Source organism: Orrella sp. 11846, from assembly GCF_048820935.1.
Classification (GTDB): Bacteria; Pseudomonadota; Gammaproteobacteria; order Burkholderiales; family Burkholderiaceae_B; genus Algicoccus.
Genome location: NZ_JBMERD010000005.1, coordinates 52,755 through 70,794 on the forward strand (window position 1 = coordinate 52,755; position 18,040 = coordinate 70,794).

An 18,040-nucleotide genomic window follows, 5' to 3' on the forward strand; every position below is an offset into this window, starting at 1 on the left:
TCAGAGGAACGGTTAAGCATTCAGAAGGGATTGGTATTCGGGGTGACGTTCGATATAAACAGCGACATAAGAGCAAGCTGGTATCACACGCCAGTCCTGAGCTTTCGCATGATCAAGCGCGAATTTTGTGATCTGGGCAGCTAAGCCGCGACCACCGACCGCCGAAGGTACACCCGTATGGGTCACCGTCATTGTATTGCCATTAAGCTGATAATCGAGGACACATTGGTGTCCATCCACCATCATGGAAAATTGCTGTTGCTGGCGATCGTGTTCGATGTTGTTCATGCCAATTCCTTTGGGTTGTGTAAAAGTCGGGATGATGCGATTGTCAGCGTATCTGGTCTCACATCAGCCCAACACTAAAAGATTTACTTGCGATCTTCGATAGCGACGAATTCGAGATTTTCCGGTCCGATATAGTTTGCGGTCGGACGGATGATCTTGTTGTCGGCACGCTGCTCCAGAATGTGTGCAGCCCATCCAGCGGTTCTTGCGATCACAAAGAGCGGTGTGAACATCGCGGTTGGAACGCCCATCATGTGATAGGACACGGCTGAGAACCAGTCCAAGTTGGGGAACATTTTCTTGGCATCCCACATGACGCTTTCAAGACGCTCGGCAATGTCATACATTTTGGTATTGCCAGCATTGTCAGACAAACGTTTTGCAACGTTTTTGATGACTTCGTTGCGGGGGTCGGAGATCGTGTAGACAGGATGACCAAAACCAATCACCACTTCCTTGTTCGCAACACGTTCGCGAATGTCAGCTTCGGCTTCATCGGGTGTTTCGTAACGTTTTTGAATTTCGAAAGCGACTTCATTGGCACCGCCGTGCTTAGGACCACGCAACGCACCAATACCGCCGGTGATGGCGGAGTACATGTCGGAACCTGTGCCAGCAATGACGCGGCAGGTAAATGTCGACGCGTTGAATTCATGCTCTGCATACAGGATGAGTGAGGTGTGCATGGCGCGTACCCAGTCTTCACTAGGCTCTTTACCGTGCAACAGGTGTAAGAAATGTCCACCAATGCTGTCATCATCAGTTTGTACATCGATGACACGACCGTTGTGACTAAATTGATACCAGTACAGCAGGGCAGATCCCAAGCATGCCATGAGGCGGTCGGCGATGTCACGCGCATCGGGTGCGTTGTGATCATCTTTCTCAGGCAGGACACAGCCCAGAACAGATGTGGCAGTGCGCATTACATCCATTGGATGGCTGGCAGCTGGCAGTGCTTCGAGTGCTTCTTGCACTTGCATGGGTAAGCCACGCAGTGCACGCAGTTTTTCTTTGTATGCGGCGAGCTCGACTTTGTTGGGCAATTTGCCGTGAATCAGCAAGTGAGCAATTTCTTCAAATTCGCTGACATCGGCAAAGTCCAAGATGTCATAGCCGCGATAGTGCAGATCATTCCCGGTGCGACCCACTGTACACAGTGCGGTGTTACCAGCAACAACGCCGGATAACGCGACTGATTTTTTTGGTTTTGGCTTGACCGCAGTGTCTGCGGCAGTTTCGTTTGATGTTGTCATAGCAACAACCTCCAATAAGTCGATTTAGGATTTTTTCTGTGCGAACAAAGCATCCAGCTTTTGTTCATAATCGTGATAGCCGATTCGGTCGTAGAGTTCTTCGCGGGTTTGCATCATGTCTACGACATTGCGCTGATGACCGTCGCGGCGAATGGCTTCATAAACCGCCTCAGCTGCTTTGTTCATGGCGCGAAACGCGGACAGCGGATAGAGCACAATGCCCACACCCGATTGAGCCAATTCTTCTACTGAGAAGAGTGGGGTTTGACCAAATTCAGTGATATTTGCCAGCAAAGGCACATCGATGGCTGCAGAAAACTTGGCAAATGTCTCTAAGTCGTAAGCGGCTTCTGCAAAAATGCCATCGGCACCGGCTTCTACGCAGGCTTGTGCGCGCTCAATGGCAGCATCGACACCGTCCACTGCAATAGCGTCGGTTCTGGCAATAATAAAAAAGTCGTCATCGGTACGGGCATCGGTCGCTGCTTTGACGCGGTCGGCCATTTCTTGCGTGGAAACAATCTCTTTGCCCGGACGGTGACCACAACGCTTGGCACCCACTTGGTCTTCGATATGGCAAGCGCCAGCGCCAAATTTAATCAGGCTTTTAACGGTACGAGCGATGTTGAATGCGGAAGGGCCAAGACCGGTGTCAATGTCGACCATCAGGGGTAAATCACAGACATCGGTAATACGGCGCACATCGGTGAGCACATCATCTAAGGTGTTAATGCCCAGATCAGGCAGACCGAGTGAACCCGCCGCCACACCACCACCAGAGAGGTAGATTGCTTTAAATCCTGCGCGTTGCGCTAAAAGGGCGTGGTTAGCGTTGATCGCGCCGATCACCTGCAAAGGACTTTCTGCGGCGAGTGCAGCACGAAACCGAGCGCCAGCGGATTTTTGCGTAGTCATGTTCTTTGTTCTCCAGTCGGGTGTTTTTGATATAAAAGTAAAGCGCGCCTAAAAGTAGCAACCATAAACAGGCTCGCGGCTTTCAGGTGCGCTAGAACGGACAGTTTTATTTCAGCAGATCGGCCACGCCGTCACGTTCTTCTAATAACTCATTGAGTGTGTGATCCATACGTTCACGTGAGAAAGCATCGATTTCGAGGCCTTCGACGCGGACATATTCACCGTTTTCGCAGATCACGGGCACGCCGTACATAATTTCTTCAGGAATACCGTAGGAACCATCAGAAGGCACACCCATCGTGACCCAGCGACCATCGCTACCCAGCACCCAGTCACGGATGTGGTCGATTGCAGCGTTTGCTGCTGAAGCGGCTGAAGACAAGCCACGTGCCTCGATGATGGCAGCGCCACGTTTACCGACGGTGGGAATAAAGACATCGCGGTTCCAAGCGTCGTCATTGATCAATGTCGCGACTGATTGACCGTTGACCGTCGCAAAGCGGTAGTCAGGGTACATCGTGGGTGAGTGGTTACCCCAGACTGCCAGCTTCTCAATGTCGGCAACAGGGCAATCAAGTTTGGTTGCAAGCTGTGACAAAGCACGGTTGTGGTCCAGACGCAGCATCGCAGTGAAGTTTTTCGCGGGCAGATCCGGTGCGGACTTCATGGCAATGTAGGCGTTGGTGTTGGCTGGGTTGCCGACGACTAGCACTCGCACATCACGGCTGGCAACTTCATTGAGTGCGCGACCTTGAACGGTAAAGATCTGTGCGTTAACGGTCAGCAGGTCTTTACGCTCCATGCCAGGCCCACGGGGACGTGAGCCAACTAAGAGGGCAACGTCTGCGTCCTTAAAGGCTTCTTTGGGATCACTATGTGCGCTCATCGATTGCAGCAATGGAAATGCGCAATCATCGAGTTCCATCATCACGCCCTTGAGGGCTTTTTGCGCTTTTTCATCAGGGATTTCCAAGAGCTGCAAGATGACAGGCTGGTCTTTACCGAGCATTTCACCTGAAGCAATACGGAACAGAAGCGCGTAACCAATCTGACCGGCAGCTCCGGTAACTGCGACGCGCATGGCGGGTTTGGACATACAGAGTTCTCCAATTTTTGGTGGCAATAAGGACATAAAAACTGTTCACTTTTCAGTTTAGCCCTGTTGCGGATAATCGCGGACGGATTTTGATGTCCACGATGTGATTGAGTTGATATCTATATGGTTCTGTATCGTAGCTTGCTTTGACAATAGCGTCAATAATCTTATATCTTATATAAGACATAGGACAGTGGTTTTTGTGCCATCTTTATGACACAATTGCAGCACTGTGAATTAAAACAACACCTGATGCTTTAAAGGCAACAGGCATGATCTCAAGGAGAATTCGTGACCAAAGGCAAGAGCAAAGCGGGTGTGCAGCTCGGTGCTGCGGCATATAGTCCGCTGTATCGTCAGATTCGAGATTTGCTTTTGCAAGCGCTGGATGCTGGCGAATGGAGGCCGGGCGATATGATTCCTAGTGAGGTTGAACTGGCTGCGCGTTACTCTGTGAGTCAAGGCACTGTCCGTAAGGCGATTGATGAATTGGCTGCTGAGCACATCGTGATTCGTCGTCAGGGTAGGGGTACATTTGTTGCGACCCACCAAGAAGATCACATTCGATTTCGCTTTTTACGTTTGACGCCAGATGATGGTGAGCGCGTTGCGCCCACAAGTCAGATTTTGTTTTGTCGACGTGTGCGAGCGACTGCTGAAATAGCCAACGCCTTGCAGTTGACAACAGGTGCGCCTTTGGTTTTTATTCGTCGCGTGTTGAGTTTTGAACAGAAACCAACACTCGTTGATGATATTTATTTACCAGGTGCATTGTTCAAAGATATGAGCATCAAGCTTCTTAAAGACAAGCCTGGCCCGCTTTATTGGCTCTTTGAGGATCACTTTGAAGTGAGCATGGTGCGGGCCGAAGAAAAGCTACGCGCACAGCGTGTTGATGCGGAAATTGCAACGCTTCTTGAGCTTGAGCCAGATCAACCAGTGTTAAAGGTTGAGCGAACATCTTATACTTACGGAGATCGCGCGGTAGAATTACGCATCGGTTACTACAACACTGAACGGTATTATTACCACAACTCATTGATTTGACCGATTTACATGAGCGATTTGAATCTATTCATCAGATCGTGGAAAATAGGTAGGTTAAATTCGTATGACCAGTCCGTTTGTGACTGAGCAACGTTTACCCGTTTTAAATAACTTAGCCAGAGGCCATCACATGTCAGATAGTGCTGCCAAACGACGCCCCGAATTTCGGAATGTGAGCGTCGGACAGATCCTTACGTACCGCATGCCCGCAGCCGGATATGCGTCCATTTTGCATCGTATTAGCGGTGCGATTCTCTTTTTGGCGTTGCCGCTCATTCTCGTCCCGCTGTTTGCGATGAGTGTGGCCTCAGAAGCTGGCTTTACGGCATTGGCCATCGTGGCAGACATGCTGATTGTGAAGCTGATTCTGCTGGTATTGATGTGGGGTTATTTGCATCACTTCTGTGCAGGCATTCGCTATCTGACACTCGATTTACATATCGGTATGGATAAAGTGAGTGCTCAGAAAAGTGCGATGGCAGTGTTTGGCGTGAGCTTGTCATTGACTGTTTTGTTTGGCTTGAAACTGTTCGGAGCTTGGTAATCATGACGACTCAGGAAAAGATCGGCGCAAAACGCTTGACCGTTGGTGCGCATTACGGCTGGAAAGACTTCCTAGTGCAGCGTATGACGGCTGTCATCATGGCGGTTTACACCATCGTTTTATTTGTCGGCATCTTGATGATGTCCGGATTTACCTACGAAGGCTGGAAAGCCCTGTTTACGTTTACACTGGGCGCCTTCCCAATGGGTCAGGTGCTGGCAACGCTGGCATTTTTGTCGCTCGCATGGCATGCCTGGATTGGTGTGCGTGATATTTGGATGGACTACATCAAGTCCGCAGGATTGCGTTTGTTCCTGCAGGTTCTGACCGTCCTGTGGCTGCTGGCCTCAATCTTCTATTTTGTTAAAATTCTCTGGAGTATCTAACCGTGACTGCTGTCAAGAAATCATTGCCTCGACGCAAGTTTGATGTCGTCGTCGTAGGAGCCGGCGGCTCCGGTCTGCGTTGCTCCCTTCAATTGGCTAATGCAGGTTTATCTGTGGCCGTGTTGTCCAAAGTGTTTCCGACGCGTTCGCACACAGTGGCCGCCCAGGGTGGCATTAGTGCCTCACTGGGTAACATGAGTGAAGACGATTGGTACTGGCACATGTACGATACCGTGAAGGGATCGGACTGGCTGGGTGACCAAGACGCGATTGAGTTCATGTGCCGCGAAGCACCGCATGCGGTGTACGAACTTGAGCATTTTGGTATGCCTTTTGACCGTAACCCAGATGGCACAATTTATCAGCGTCCATTTGGTGGTCACACAGCGAACTTTGGTGAAAAGCCTGTTCAACGCGCCTGTGCAGCCGCTGACCGGACTGGTCATGCTTTGTTACATACGCTTTACCAGCGAAATGTGGCTTCTCGCACACAATTCTTTGTCGAATGGATGGCGCTGGATCTGTTGCGCAACTCAGAAGGCGATGTGGTTGGTGTCACTGCACTAGAAATGGAAACTGGTGAGATTTACGTCCTTGAAGCCAAAGCGACTGTGTTAGCTACAGGTGGTGCGGGTCGTGTGTGGGCTGCATCAACAAATGCCTTTATTAACACCGGTGACGGCCAAGGTATGGCCGCTCGTGCTGGTATCGCTTTGCAAGACATGGAGTTCTGGCAGTTCCACCCTACCGGTGTGGCTGGCGCAGGCGTGCTGATCACTGAAGGTGTGCGTGGTGAGGGCGGTATCTTGCTGAATAAAGACGGTGAGCGCTTCATGGAGCGTTATGCACCGAACCTGAAAGACTTGGCGCCGCGTGACTTTGTGTCCCGTTCAATGGACCAAGAAATTAAAGAAGGTCGTGGATGTGGTCCCAATGCTGATCACGTGCTGTTGAAGCTGGATCACCTGGGTGCGGATGTCATTCAGAAGCGTCTGCCTTCCATTCGTGAAATTGCGATCAAGTTTGCCAACGTGGATCCTATTCGCGATCCGATCCCAGTGGTGCCCACCATTCACTATCAGATGGGTGGCGTGCCTGCCAACTATCGTGGTCAGGTGATGGATTGGGATTGGGAAAAACAAGAGTCCAAGATCGTGAACGGTTTGTATGCGATCGGTGAAGTGTCTTCAGTGTCCGTGCACGGTGCAAACCGTCTGGGTACGAACTCTCTGCTGGATCTGGTGGTGTTTGGTCGTGCTGCCGGTGATCACATCGTTGAGCAGCACTTGGAGCGTCAACACACTTGGGAAGCTGCGCCTGAACATGCTATCGAAGCTTCGTTGGATCGTGTGAATCGCCTTGAGCAACGCAAGGGTGGTTTGAACACTCAAGAAGTGGCTGACGAGATTCGCGAAACCATGCAAAAACACTGCGGTGTGTTCCGTACGGTTGAAACACTGGAAAAAGGTCGCGATGCGATTGATGCATTGGTGGCCAAAGTGGATAACGTGTCGTTTAACGACAAGTCCAAAGTGTTCAATACCGCACGGGTTGAAGCACTGGAGCTGGAAAATATTATTGAAGTGGCTCGTGCAACTATCCATTCAGCTGCTGCACGCAAAGAAAGTCGTGGTGCACACGCGTTGGATGACTTCCCAGAACGGGATGATGAAAACTGGATGGCACACACGATGTGGCACACCGATGGCAACAGATTGCAATACAAGCCTGTTGTCAGTAAGCCTGAAACGGCTGAAGGCTTCCCGCCACAACCCCGTACTTTCTGATCGAATTTTGGGAATCTGAACATGACTGCTAAGCGCATTGTTAAATTCGAAATCTACCGCTACGATCCCGACAAGGATGATCGTCCGTACATGCAAAAACTCGAGGTTGAGCTTCGTCCAACCGATAAGATGTTGCTAGACGCATTGGTTCGTATTAAGAACGACGTTGATGACAGTTTGTCGATCCGTCGCTCCTGTCGCGAAGGTGTGTGTGGCTCCGATGCCATGAACATCAACGGCAAGAATGGTTTGGCATGTACGACCAACCTGTTGGAGCTCAAAGAGCCCATCGTCCTGCGTCCATTGCCAGGGTTGCCTGTGATCCGTGACTTGATTGTGGATATGACCCACTTCTTCGATCAATATCACTCAATCAAGCCTTATCTGATTAACGACACACCACCACCTGAGCGTGAGCGTCTGCAATCACCGGAAGCACGTGAAGAGCTCGATGGTTTGTATGAATGCATTCTGTGTGCATGCTGCTCGACGGCTTGCCCTTCCTTCTGGTGGAACCCAGATAAATACGTGGGCCCAGCCGGATTGTTGCAGGCTTATCGATTTATTGCCGATAGTCGCGATCTGGCCACGAGCGAACGCTTGGATAACCTGGAAGATCCTTACAGACTTTTCCGTTGCCACACCATCATGAACTGTACCGATGTGTGTCCGAAGGGTCTAAACCCTGCGAAGGCAATTGGCAAAATCAAGGAAATGCTGGTTAGACGCGGTATTTAAGGGCGACCTATATGGGTACCGAAACTTTAGATGCACACGATCGAGCACGCCTACGTTGGCGTGCTCGACGAGGTTTGCTAGAAAACGACCTTCTCTTGACGCGTTATTTGGATGCGAATGAGAAGACGATGACGGACGCGGATGTTTTTGGACTGAAGTGTCTACTAGAACTGGGCGACAACGATCTGATGGACTTGTTGCTCGGTCGCACGCAATTGTCTGGGGCGTTGGATCGTCCCGAGGTCAGGCATGTGCTTGACCAAGTACGTGTGGCCTAACTTACTGCCAAATAAAGGAAACTGCTGATGAAACTGTCCGACAATAAAGCAACGCTATCATTTTCGAATGGTGCACCCTCCATGGAGTTACCGGTTTATTCCGGTACGCTGGGGCCTGATGTGATCGATATCCGTAAACTGTATGGCCAAACCGACATGTTTACGTACGATCCGGGCTTTTTGTCGACAGCTTCATGTCAGTCCTCCATTACCTATATCGATGGTGACAAAGGTGAGTTGCTCTATCGTGGCTACCCAATTGAAGAGTTGGCGCAAAAGAAAGACTACCTGGATGTTTGCTATCTGATTTTGAACGGTGAATTGCCTGATGCCGCACAAAAGGCAGATTTTGATCTGCAAGTGAACCGTCACAATATGGTGCACGAACAGATGCACTTTTTCTTGCGTGGTTTCCGTCGCGATGCACACCCAATGGCCATTCTGACCGGTCTGGTCGGTGCGATGTCTGCGTTCTACCATGACTCCACAGACATCACGGATCCAACACATCGTCACATTTCTGCGATCCGTTTGATTGCAAAAATGCCCACGATGGTCGCCATGGCCTACAAATACACGAAGGGTCAACCATTCATCTATCCACGTAACGATCTGAGTTACGCAGGCAACTTTTTGCGCATGATGTTTGCCACACCTTGCGAAGATTATGAAGTGAACCCAGTGCTTGAGCGTGCAATGGATCGCATCTTTACATTGCATGCAGATCATGAGCAAAATGCTTCAACATCAACCGTTCGTTTGTGTGGTTCATCCGGCACGAACCCATTTGCAGCCATTGCTGCGGGTGTCGCCTGCTTGTGGGGACCCGCACACGGTGGTGCCAACGAAGCTTGCTTGCACATGCTGGAAGATCTGCAAGCCAACGGTGGTGTAGCCAAAGTCGGCGAGTTTATGGAGAAAGTCAAAGACAGGAACTCAGGCGTGCGTTTGATGGGCTTTGGTCACCGTGTCTATAAGAACTACGATCCACGTGCTAAGCTGATGCAAGAAACCACCAAAGAAGTATTGGCCGCTCTGGGTCTGGAAAATGATCCACTCTTTAAGCTGGCCATGGAACTTGAGCGTATTGCGCTTGAAGACCAGTATTTTGTGGATCGCAAGCTATATCCGAACGTTGATTTCTACTCCGGTATCGTGCAGCGTGCAATTGGTGTTCCAAACGAATTGTTTACAGCCATCTTTGCATTGGCACGTACAGTCGGTTGGATTGCACAGTGGAACGAAATGATTTCCGATCCTGAATACAAGATTGGTCGTCCACGTCAGTTGTACGTCGGTGAAGGTGTTCGTCATATCAAGTGATCTAATTCATTTTTGAGATGACATAAAGCAATGGGGCGGTACAGTCTAATCTGTACCGCCCCATTGCTTTTTAAGACCCCTAAAGAGCAGGGGTCTTAAAAAGGTTAGTCCTCAGCCGAGTTGGCTTCTTGCTCCAGCATTTGTGCCTGTACCACAGCAATCGCGGTCATGTTAATGATGCGACGAGCTGTTGAGCTGTTCGTCAGAATGTGCACGGGTTTAGCCGCACCCAGCAAGATCGGACCCACAGCAACACCATGACTTCCCGTCATTTTGAGGAAGTTGTAGGTGATGTTGCCAGTGTCTAAGTTGGGTGTGATAAAGAGATTGGCCTCGCCACTGAGTGTTGTTTCTGGTAAGGCGTTTTTGCGGATCTCTTCTGACAATGCAGCGTCCGCTTGCATTTCACCGTCAAGCTCTAGATCGGGTGCAACATGTGCCAAAATGTCTCTGGCATACGCCATTTTCTGCGCAGAAGCCGTGCGTCGGCTGCCGAAGTTGGAATGAGAAAGTAGTGCGATTTTAGGTGTGATCCCAAAACGTTTCACTTCTTCTGCGGCCAACAAGGTCATATCGGCGATTTGCTGAGCGGTCGGGTCTTCATTGACGTGCGTGTCGCAAATGAACAAGGTTTGTTCAGGCAATAGAAGCACATTAAGGGCCGCATAGGTACCAGCACCTGGTGCCATACCGATCACTTCGTCAATGTATTCGAGCTGATTGTCGAATTGGCTACCAATGCCGCACAGCATGGCGTCGGCGTCACCGCGTTCAATCAGCAAGGCGCCAATCAACGTATTGTGCTTGCGCACAACTGCTTTTGCGATCTGAGGCGTGATGCCATCGCGGGCGCGCAGTCGATGGTACGTCTGCCAGGCTTCATAAAATCGATCGTCATTGTCCGGGTCGACAATTTCTACGTTCACGCCAGGTTGAATGCGGCGTAGATTTTGTTTTTCAATCCGCATTTTGATGACGCTGGGGCGACCAATCAGAATGAGTTCTGCAATGCGTTCGTCCAAAATTGCTTGAGCGGCTCGTAAAACAACTTCTTCTTCGGCGTTGGCCAGCACGACACGTTTGGGGTTCGCGCGAGCCAGTTCAAAGACGGGGCGCATGATATGGCCGGAATGGTAAACCTGATCAGAAAGGCTGCGTTCATAAACCTTCATATCCTGAATGGGTCGTGTCGCCACACCAGAGTCGGCGGCCGCTTGGGCAACAGCTGGGGCGATCTTGGAAATTAAGCGAGGATCAAAAGGTTTGGGGATAATGAACTCTGGGCCGAAGCTGATGTCGTGGCCTTGGTAGGCTTGAGTCATTTCATCGCTTTGTTCAATTTGAGCGAGCTCAGCAATGGCATGTACGGCCGCCATTTTCATTTCTTCAGTGATGCTGGTGGCACCTGCGTCTAACGCACCTCGGAAGATGTATGGGAAGCATAAGACGTTGTTGACCTGGTTCGGGTAGTCCGAACGACCTGTTGCGATGATGCAATCTGGACGGGCAGCCTTGGCAACTTCGGGAAGAATTTCAGGATCTGGGTTGGCTAGGGCAAGCAGAATCGGATCGCGTGCCATGGGTTTGATCATGTCGCCTGTGAGGAGATCTTTGGTGGAGCAACCTAAAAAGACATCAGCACCGACCAATGCTTCGGCCATGGTTCGCATGTCTGTATTTTGTGCATACAAAGCCTTGTTGGCTTCCATGTTTTCATCACGGCCTTGCCAGATGAGACCACGTGAGTCGCACACATAAATGTTGTCGCGAGAAAGCCCTAGCGTCACGAATAAGTTCAGGCAAGCGATGGCTGCAGCACCGGCGCCCGAGCACACCAGTTTAATCTCCTCTAAGGGTTTATCAACGAGCTTCAAACCATTGATTAGAGCGGCTGAGGCGATAATCGCAGTCCCATGTTGGTCATCATGAAAAACGGGGATTTTCATGCGTTCGCGTAATTTTTGCTCGATGTAAAAGCACTCGGGTGCCTTGATGTCCTCAAGGTTCACGCCACCTAGCGTAGGCTCTAGGGCAGCAATGATGTCAATCAGTTTGTCGGGATCTTGCTCATTGAGCTCAATGTCAAAAACATCAATGCCCGCAAACTTCTTAAAAAGACATCCTTTACCTTCCATCACCGGTTTGGCCGCGGCAGGACCAATGTTGCCTAAACCCAACACAGCAGACCCGTTGGTGATGACACCAACAAGATTGGCGCGTGACGTATATTGCGCTGCAAGTGATTCATCACGATAGATTTCCATGCAGGCAGCAGCAACGCCAGGTGAATAGGCGAGTGATAAGTCAAACTGATTAGAAAGAGGTTTAGTCGGTGTGACAGAAATCTTTCCCGGCTTGGGGAGTGCGTGATATTCCAACGCGAGTTGATTGAAATCGTGAGTCATATGCAAAAACCTTGAAAAAGAATCAATCAGACACAAATCTGCTGTGCGCTTAGTGATAATAGTACTCATCTGGAAAAAGCTTGCTTGACTTTTTGTGCTGCGATGCAGCAAAACAGAGAGGTTTGAGTCAGTGATGACTTTTTGGTGGGGTCGCAAGGTTATGCGCCATTTTGCGCGCGCATGCGTTAAACTTTGTCCATGGCTTAAATCAGGCTATCCACGTGCCTTCTGCCCCGCTATCCGCAGACCGGTTAGACCGTGAAAGCGGAAGGTTTCCTGCATCAATTCGGGTGAAGCACCCGGCAAGGTGAAGCGTAAAAATGTCATTACAAAACGATCTTCAGCAAAACGCCTATCTCTATGGTGGTAACGCACCCTACGTTGAGGAGCTGTACGAGATTTATCTCGACAACCCATCAGCTGTTCCTGAGAACTGGCGAGAATATTTTGATCAGTTGCAAAACGCACCTGCTGTGGATGGGCAAACCCAGACTCGCGACCAGCGTCATGCACCGATCATCGAAGCATTTGCACAACGTGCCCGTCAAGGCTTTGCCGCCGGCGCACAAGTGGCCGATCAGGCCGTTGCTTCTAAGCAGTTACAAATTCAATCATTAATCGCAGCTTACCGTTATCTGGGTAATCGCTGGGCAGATCTGGATCCGCTCAAGCGCCATGCACGACCCGATATTCCTGAGTTGACTCCAGCGTTCTATGGTCTGACTGATGTCGACATGGATCAGGAGTTTTCTGCGACTAATACGTATTTCACAACAGCCAGCACCATGACGCTGCGTGAAATTATCGAAGCACTGAAGCAAACTTATTGCACCACGGTCGGTGCAGAGTACATGCACGTCTCAGATCCAAACGTGAAGCGTTGGATTCAAGAGCGCCTCGAAACAACCCGTAGCACCGCTAATTTGGGTGCACAAGCTAAGCGCAACGTGTTGCAGCAGCTTACCGAAGCTGAAGGGCTTGAGCGTTACCTGCATACGAAATATGTGGGTCAGAAGCGTTTCTCACTAGAAGGTGGTGAAAGCTTTATTGCGTGCATGGACGAAATGGTTAACCACGCCGGTGACAATGGTGTTCAGGAACTCGTGGTTGGGATGGCTCACCGTGGTCGTCTGAACATGCTCGTCAATATCATGGGCAAAATGCCGAGTGATTTGTTTGCAGAGTTTGAAGGCAAACACGCTGACGGTTTGACCGATGGCGACGTGAAATACCACAACGGTTATTCAAGTGACCTGTCAACCCGGGGTGGTCCAGTGCATTTGTCATTGGCCTTTAACCCGTCTCACCTTGAAATTGTGAACCCAGTGGTTGAAGGTAGCGTGCGCGCTCGTCAGGAGCGTCGTGGTCTGGAGAAGGGCTTTAAACAAGTGTTGCCAGTGCTGGTGCACGGTGACGCAGCCTTTGCCGGTCAGGGTGTGGTGATGGAAACGCTGAACATGGCGCTGACCCGTGGTTACGGTACAGGCGGTACTGTCCATGTCGTGATTAACAACCAAATTGGCTTTACAACGTCAGATCCTCGTGATGCGCGTTCGACGACGTATTGCACTGACGTTGCCAAAATGATTGAAGCCCCGGTCTTCCATGTCAATGGTGATGATCCGGAAGCCGTGGTTTTTGTGACGCGTTTGGCACTGGATTTCCGTAATACATTTGGTCGTGATGTGGTGATCGATATTGTGTGTTTCCGTAAGTTGGGTCACAACGAGCAAGACACACCAGCGATGACGCAGCCACTCATGTACAAGAGCATTGGCCAGCACCCAGGTACACGTAAGCGTTATGCCGACAAGTTGGTCGCACAAGGCATCTTGAAAGAGAATGAGCCTGACGATATGGTCAAGGCTTATCGCAAATACATGGAAGACGCACAGGGCACGATTGAACCTGTGTTGACTGATTACAAGAGCAAGTACGCGACAGACTGGACGCCGTACCTGAATGCCAAATGGACCGATCATGCTGATACCGGTTTGCCAATGGCGGAGCTTCATCGTTTGGCCGAACGCATTACAACGGTGCCTGAAGGCTTTAGCGTCCACCCGCTGGTGACACGTTTGCTGAACGATCGACGTGCCATGGGTAAAGGTGAAGTTGATCTGGATTGGGGGATGGGTGAGCATCTGGCTTTTGCGAGCTTGGTCAACGCCGGTTATCCAATCCGGATTTCTGGCCAAGACTCAGGTCGGGGCACGTTTACTCACCGCCATGCTGTGTTGCATGATCAAAAGCGTGAGCGTTGGGATGATGGTACTTACATTCCTTTGCAGCACGTCTCTGAAGATCAAGCACCTTTTGTGGTCATTGACTCCGTGTTGTCTGAAGAAGCCGTTCTTGGTTTTGAGTATGGTTATGCCACTGCAGAGGCCAACACCCTGACCATCTGGGAAGGACAGTTTGGTGACTTTGCAAACGGTGCGCAAGTTGTGATTGACCAGTTTATTGTTTCAGGTGAGGCGAAATGGGGTCGTCATTGCGGTCTGACGCTAATGTTGCCACATGGCTATGAAGGTCAGGGTCCTGAGCACTCTTCAGCTCGCATTGAACGTTTCTTACAGCTGTGTGCGGACAACAATATCCAGGTCGTGCAGCCTACAACGTCGGCTCAGATTTTCCACTTGCTGCGTCGCCAGATGATCCGACAGTTCCGCAAGCCACTGATCATCATGACACCCAAGTCTTTGCTGCGTAACAAAGATGCGGGATCACCCTTGGAAGCACTGTCGGTTGGGCACCATTTCCAACCTGTGATCAGCGAGTGCGATGACAGCATCAAACCGAACAGCGTCAAGCGTGTGTTGGTTTGCTCTGGTAAGGTGTACTATGACCTTGTGAATGCGCGTAAAGAACGCAATGAGAAAAACGTTGCGATCGTGCGTATTGAACAGTTGTATCCATTTGCTCATAAGCTGTTTGAAGAAGAGTTGGCTAAATATCCTAAAGCGACAGAAATCGTTTGGGTTCAAGATGAGCCGAAAAACCAAGGTCCTTGGTTCTACATTGGTCACCACTTGTATGAGCACATGAAGAAAGGTCAAAAACTGGCCTATGCAGGTCGTGCGGCGTCTGCTTCACCTGCGGTTGGTTATCTGGCCAAGCACGTTGAGCAACAGAAGGCATTGATTGAGCAAGCATTTGGTAAGTTTAAAACGCATGCTTTGGTTAAATAACGCGGGTTGAAGCGTCAAAAGAACATTCACAGATCAATATCATTACGGAAAATTTCTTATGTCAATTAAAGAAGTCCTGGTCCCTGAACTCTCTGAATCGGTGTCAGAAGCGACACTGATGGTCTGGAAAAAACGTCCTGGTGAGGCCGTTGAAGCAGACGAGATTCTCATTGAAGTTGAGACCGATAAAGTGGTTTTGGAGGTCCCCGCACCTGCATCAGGTGTGTTGACCGAAATCATCACGGATGACGGTGCGACCGTGACATCCGGCGAAGTGATGGCCAAAATTGATACCGCAGCCACAGCCAGTGCTGCACCCGCTGAAGCCGCACCTGCCGAAGCCGCAGCGCCTGCTGCAGCGGCACCCGCACCCGCGGCCGCAGCACCCGCCAGCACAGCCGCAGCTGGCATTGCCTCACCAGCCGCAAGCAAGATTCTGTCTGAAAAAGGCGTGTCTGCTGATGCCGTAACCGGCACCGGTCGTGATGGTCGTGTGACTAAAGCTGATGCCATGGCTGCATCTGCGCCTGCAGCGCCAGTGGCCATTGCCCGTTCGCTCGATGGTCGTCCAGAACAGCGCGTGCCGATGAGCCGTCTGCGTGCACGTATTGCAGAACGCTTGTTGCACTCACAGCAAGAAAACGCCATTCTGACCACGTTCAATGAAGTGAACATGCAAGCCGTCATTGATCTGCGTAAACAATACAAAGATCAGTTCGAAAAAGAACACGGTGTGAAGCTGGGCTTTATGTCGTTCTTTGTGAAAGCGGCTGTGGCAGCTCTCAAGCGCTATCCAGTTTTGAACGCCTCGGTGGATGGCACTGACATCGTCTATCACGGTTACTTTGACGTCGGTATTGCGGTGGGGACACCACGTGGTTTGGTTGTGCCTATTTTGCGTGACGCAGATCAGATGTCGATTGCTGACATTGAAAAAACCATTGCAGACTTTGGTCGTCGTGCCAGCGAAGGCAAGTTGACGCTTGAAGAAATGACTGGTGGTACGTTCTCGATTTCAAACGGTGGTGTGTTTGGCTCGATGTTGTCAACACCTATTATTAACCCACCGCAATCCGCCATTTTGGGTGTGCATGCCACCAAAGATCGCGCTGTTGTGGAGAACGGTCAAATCGTCATTCGTCCGATGAACTATCTGGCGATGTCTTACGACCACCGCATTATTGACGGTCGTGAAGCCGTATTGGGCCTGGTTGCAATGAAAGAAGCACTGGAAGATCCACAGCGTTTGTTGCTTGAAGTCTGATTAGGTAGATAATTCATGGCGAATCAATTTGATGTCGTAGTTATTGGCGCAGGCCCTGGAGGCTATATTGCAGCCATTCGTGCAGCCCAGCTGGGTATGAAAGTTGCGTGCGTGGATGCCGCTTCCAATGCAAAGGGTGATCCTGCGCTTGGTGGGACTTGCACCAACGTGGGTTGTATTCCTTCCAAAGCGTTGTTGCAGTCTTCTGAGCATTTTGAGCAAGCATCACACCATCTCGGTGAGCATGGTGTTGAAGTTCAGGGTGTGAAGCTCAATCTGGCCCAACTGATTGGACGCAAAGATACCGTTGTTAAACAAAACAACGACGGTATTTTGTATCTGTTCAAGAAAAACAAAGTGGAGTTTTTCCATGGCGTTGGCTCATTTGCAGGTAAAGATGGTGACAACTGGCAAATCGAAGTGGCTGGTAAGAAAGCGGCCACATTGAATGCCAAGCACGTCATTGTGGCAACAGGTAGCGCACCGCGCGCATTGCCTGGCCTGAACTTTGATGAAAAACAGATTTTGTCCAATGACGGTGCACTGAGTCTTGAATCTGTGCCTAAGCGTTTAGGTGTGATTGGTGCGGGTGTGATTGGTCTGGAGCTAGGCAGTGTTTGGCGTCGTCTGGGTTCGGAAGTGACCGTGCTGGAAGCCATGCCGACCTTCCTGGGCGCTGTGGATCAGCAGGCTGCGAAAGAAGCGCACAAATCGTTCGTGAAGCAGGGTCTGAATATTCATGTGGGTGCCAAGATCGGTGAGGTCAAGCAGACCGCCCGTCAAGTCACCATTCCATGGACTGATTCAGCTGGTCAAGAACAGAAACTGGTCGTTGACAAGCTCATTGTATCGATTGGACGTGTGCCGTACACCGGTGGTTTGGAAGCCGCCAAAGTAGGTCTGGCGCTGGACGATCGTGGTTTTGTGACGGTTGATGATCAGTGTCGCACAAGCCTGCCCAATGTTTGGGCGGTGGGTGACGTGGTTCGTGGTCCGATGCTGGCACATAAAGCTGAAGAAGAAGGTGTGGCTGTGGCTGAGCGCATTGCTGGTCAGCATGGTCATGTCAACTTTGACACCATTCCGTGGGTGATCTACACCTCGCCAGAAATTGCTTGGGTGGGTAAAACCGAAGAGCAGTTGAAAGCGGACGGTCGCGCTTATCGCAGCGGTAGCTTCCCCTTTATGGCCAATGGTCGAGCCCGTGCATTGGGTGATACCACCGGGTTTGTGAAGGTGTTGGCCGATGCAACAACTGATGAAGTGTTGGGTGTCCACATTGTGGGTCCGATGGCGTCTGAATTGATTGCGGAAGCCGTGACTATCATGGAATTCCGTGGTGCATCTGAAGATATCGCACGGATTTGCCATGCACACCCCACGTTGTCAGAGGCAATGAAAGAAGCCGCACTGGCCGTTGATAAGCGCACGCTTAACTTCTAAGCAGCGATGATTGAACCGACACACCCGAGTTTGGGTGTGTCGGTTCTGTGACAAAGGCACCGGTTCAAGGTGCCTTTCC

Annotated in this window: 15 protein-coding genes; 10 read left to right on the forward strand and 5 right to left on the reverse strand. The window is 50.6% G+C overall.

What is annotated here, in order from left to right:
* Positions 1 to 12: 12 nt before the first annotated feature.
* From ACOI06_RS05495 to ACOI06_RS05510, 4 genes are all read right to left on the reverse strand, one after another.
* Positions 13 to 288, reverse strand: coding sequence for a GNAT family N-acetyltransferase (locus tag ACOI06_RS05495; protein WP_420661517.1), 276 nt, complete (start codon positions 286 to 288; stop codon positions 13 to 15).
* A gap of 83 nt (positions 289 to 371) precedes the next feature.
* A complete protein-coding gene (gene prpC, locus ACOI06_RS05500) occupies positions 372 to 1,544 on the reverse strand; it encodes a bifunctional 2-methylcitrate synthase/citrate synthase (RefSeq protein WP_420661518.1) in 1,173 nt (390 codons plus the stop codon).
* Between the two features lie 24 nt (positions 1,545 to 1,568).
* A complete protein-coding gene (gene prpB, locus ACOI06_RS05505; protein ID WP_420661519.1) occupies positions 1,569 to 2,459 on the reverse strand; it encodes a methylisocitrate lyase in 891 nt (296 codons plus the stop codon).
* Positions 2,460 to 2,565: 106 nt separating this feature from the next.
* Positions 2,566 to 3,555 (reverse strand): malate dehydrogenase, encoded by a 990-nt coding sequence (locus ACOI06_RS05510; RefSeq protein WP_420661520.1) that lies wholly within the window; start codon positions 3,553 to 3,555, stop codon positions 2,566 to 2,568.
* Between the two features lie 291 nt (positions 3,556 to 3,846).
* Here ACOI06_RS05510 and ACOI06_RS05515 point away from each other — a divergent pair, with 291 nt between their 5' ends.
* From ACOI06_RS05515 to gltA, 7 genes are all read left to right on the forward strand, one after another.
* A complete protein-coding gene (locus ACOI06_RS05515; RefSeq protein ID WP_420661521.1) occupies positions 3,847 to 4,602 on the forward strand; it encodes a GntR family transcriptional regulator in 756 nt (251 codons plus the stop codon).
* A 130-nt stretch (positions 4,603 to 4,732) separates the two neighbouring features.
* On the forward strand, positions 4,733 to 5,146 hold the full coding sequence (gene sdhC / locus ACOI06_RS05520; protein ID WP_420661651.1) for a succinate dehydrogenase, cytochrome b556 subunit: 414 nt from the start codon (positions 4,733 to 4,735) through the stop codon (positions 5,144 to 5,146).
* 2 nt (positions 5,147 to 5,148) lie between these two features.
* Positions 5,149 to 5,532 (forward strand): succinate dehydrogenase, hydrophobic membrane anchor protein, encoded by a 384-nt coding sequence (gene sdhD / locus ACOI06_RS05525; RefSeq protein WP_420661523.1) that lies wholly within the window; start codon positions 5,149 to 5,151, stop codon positions 5,530 to 5,532.
* Positions 5,533 to 5,534: 2 nt separating this feature from the next.
* Positions 5,535 to 7,319, forward strand: a complete 1,785-nt coding sequence (gene sdhA, locus ACOI06_RS05530) for a succinate dehydrogenase flavoprotein subunit (RefSeq protein WP_420661524.1) — start codon at positions 5,535 to 5,537, stop codon at positions 7,317 to 7,319.
* A 21-nt stretch (positions 7,320 to 7,340) separates the two neighbouring features.
* Positions 7,341 to 8,057: a succinate dehydrogenase iron-sulfur subunit gene (locus tag ACOI06_RS05535; protein WP_420661525.1), complete on the forward strand. Its 717-nt coding sequence runs from the start codon at positions 7,341 to 7,343 to the stop codon at positions 8,055 to 8,057.
* Between the two features lie 11 nt (positions 8,058 to 8,068).
* Entirely contained in the window at positions 8,069 to 8,335 is a 267-nt protein-coding gene (locus tag ACOI06_RS05540; RefSeq protein WP_420661526.1) for a succinate dehydrogenase assembly factor 2, read from the forward strand.
* 27 nt (positions 8,336 to 8,362) lie between these two features.
* Positions 8,363 to 9,658 carry a citrate synthase gene (gene gltA, locus ACOI06_RS05545; protein WP_420661527.1) on the forward strand — a complete coding sequence of 432 codons (1,296 nt, stop codon included), beginning with the start codon at positions 8,363 to 8,365 and terminating at the stop codon, positions 9,656 to 9,658.
* Positions 9,659 to 9,762: 104 nt separating this feature from the next.
* On the opposite strand, the gene ACOI06_RS05550 is transcribed toward gltA, so the two are convergent.
* Positions 9,763 to 12,063: an NADP-dependent malic enzyme gene (locus tag ACOI06_RS05550; protein WP_420661528.1), complete on the reverse strand. Its 2,301-nt coding sequence runs from the start codon at positions 12,061 to 12,063 to the stop codon at positions 9,763 to 9,765.
* Between the two features lie 320 nt (positions 12,064 to 12,383).
* On the opposite strand from ACOI06_RS05550, the gene ACOI06_RS05555 reads away from it, so the two are divergent.
* Genes ACOI06_RS05555 through lpdA form a run of 3 tightly spaced genes read left to right on the forward strand, consistent with a single transcriptional unit; the run spans position 12,384 to position 17,961 of the window.
* Positions 12,384 to 15,254: a 2-oxoglutarate dehydrogenase E1 component gene (locus ACOI06_RS05555; RefSeq protein ID WP_420661529.1), complete on the forward strand. Its 2,871-nt coding sequence runs from the start codon at positions 12,384 to 12,386 to the stop codon at positions 15,252 to 15,254.
* Between the two features lie 58 nt (positions 15,255 to 15,312).
* Positions 15,313 to 16,518 carry a 2-oxoglutarate dehydrogenase complex dihydrolipoyllysine-residue succinyltransferase gene (odhB, locus tag ACOI06_RS05560; RefSeq protein ID WP_420661530.1) on the forward strand — a complete coding sequence of 402 codons (1,206 nt, stop codon included), beginning with the start codon at positions 15,313 to 15,315 and terminating at the stop codon, positions 16,516 to 16,518.
* A gap of 15 nt (positions 16,519 to 16,533) precedes the next feature.
* Entirely contained in the window at positions 16,534 to 17,961 is a 1,428-nt protein-coding gene (gene lpdA / locus ACOI06_RS05565) for a dihydrolipoyl dehydrogenase (protein ID WP_420661531.1), read from the forward strand.
* Positions 17,962 to 18,040 lie beyond the last annotated feature (79 nt).

Coding starts and splice junctions, on each gene's coding strand:
- prpC (WP_420661518.1), bottom strand. CDS start 1,544: ATGACAACATCAAACGAAACTGCCGCAGACACTGCGGTCAAGCCAAAA.
- lpdA (WP_420661531.1), top strand. CDS start 16,534: ATGGCGAATCAATTTGATGTCGTAGTTATTGGCGCAGGCCCTGGAGGC.
- ACOI06_RS05535 (WP_420661525.1), top strand. CDS start 7,341: ATGACTGCTAAGCGCATTGTTAAATTCGAAATCTACCGCTACGATCCC.
- prpB (WP_420661519.1), bottom strand. CDS start 2,459: ATGACTACGCAAAAATCCGCTGGCGCTCGGTTTCGTGCTGCACTCGCC.
- odhB (WP_420661530.1), top strand. CDS start 15,313: ATGTCAATTAAAGAAGTCCTGGTCCCTGAACTCTCTGAATCGGTGTCA.
- ACOI06_RS05495 (WP_420661517.1), bottom strand. CDS start 288: ATGAACAACATCGAACACGATCGCCAGCAACAGCAATTTTCCATGATG.
- ACOI06_RS05555 (WP_420661529.1), top strand. CDS start 12,384: ATGTCATTACAAAACGATCTTCAGCAAAACGCCTATCTCTATGGTGGT.
- sdhD (WP_420661523.1), top strand. CDS start 5,149: ATGACGACTCAGGAAAAGATCGGCGCAAAACGCTTGACCGTTGGTGCG.
- sdhC (WP_420661651.1), top strand. CDS start 4,733: ATGTCAGATAGTGCTGCCAAACGACGCCCCGAATTTCGGAATGTGAGC.
- ACOI06_RS05510 (WP_420661520.1), bottom strand. CDS start 3,555: ATGTCCAAACCCGCCATGCGCGTCGCAGTTACCGGAGCTGCCGGTCAG.
- ACOI06_RS05550 (WP_420661528.1), bottom strand. CDS start 12,063: ATGACTCACGATTTCAATCAACTCGCGTTGGAATATCACGCACTCCCC.
- ACOI06_RS05540 (WP_420661526.1), top strand. CDS start 8,069: ATGGGTACCGAAACTTTAGATGCACACGATCGAGCACGCCTACGTTGG.
- gltA (WP_420661527.1), top strand. CDS start 8,363: ATGAAACTGTCCGACAATAAAGCAACGCTATCATTTTCGAATGGTGCA.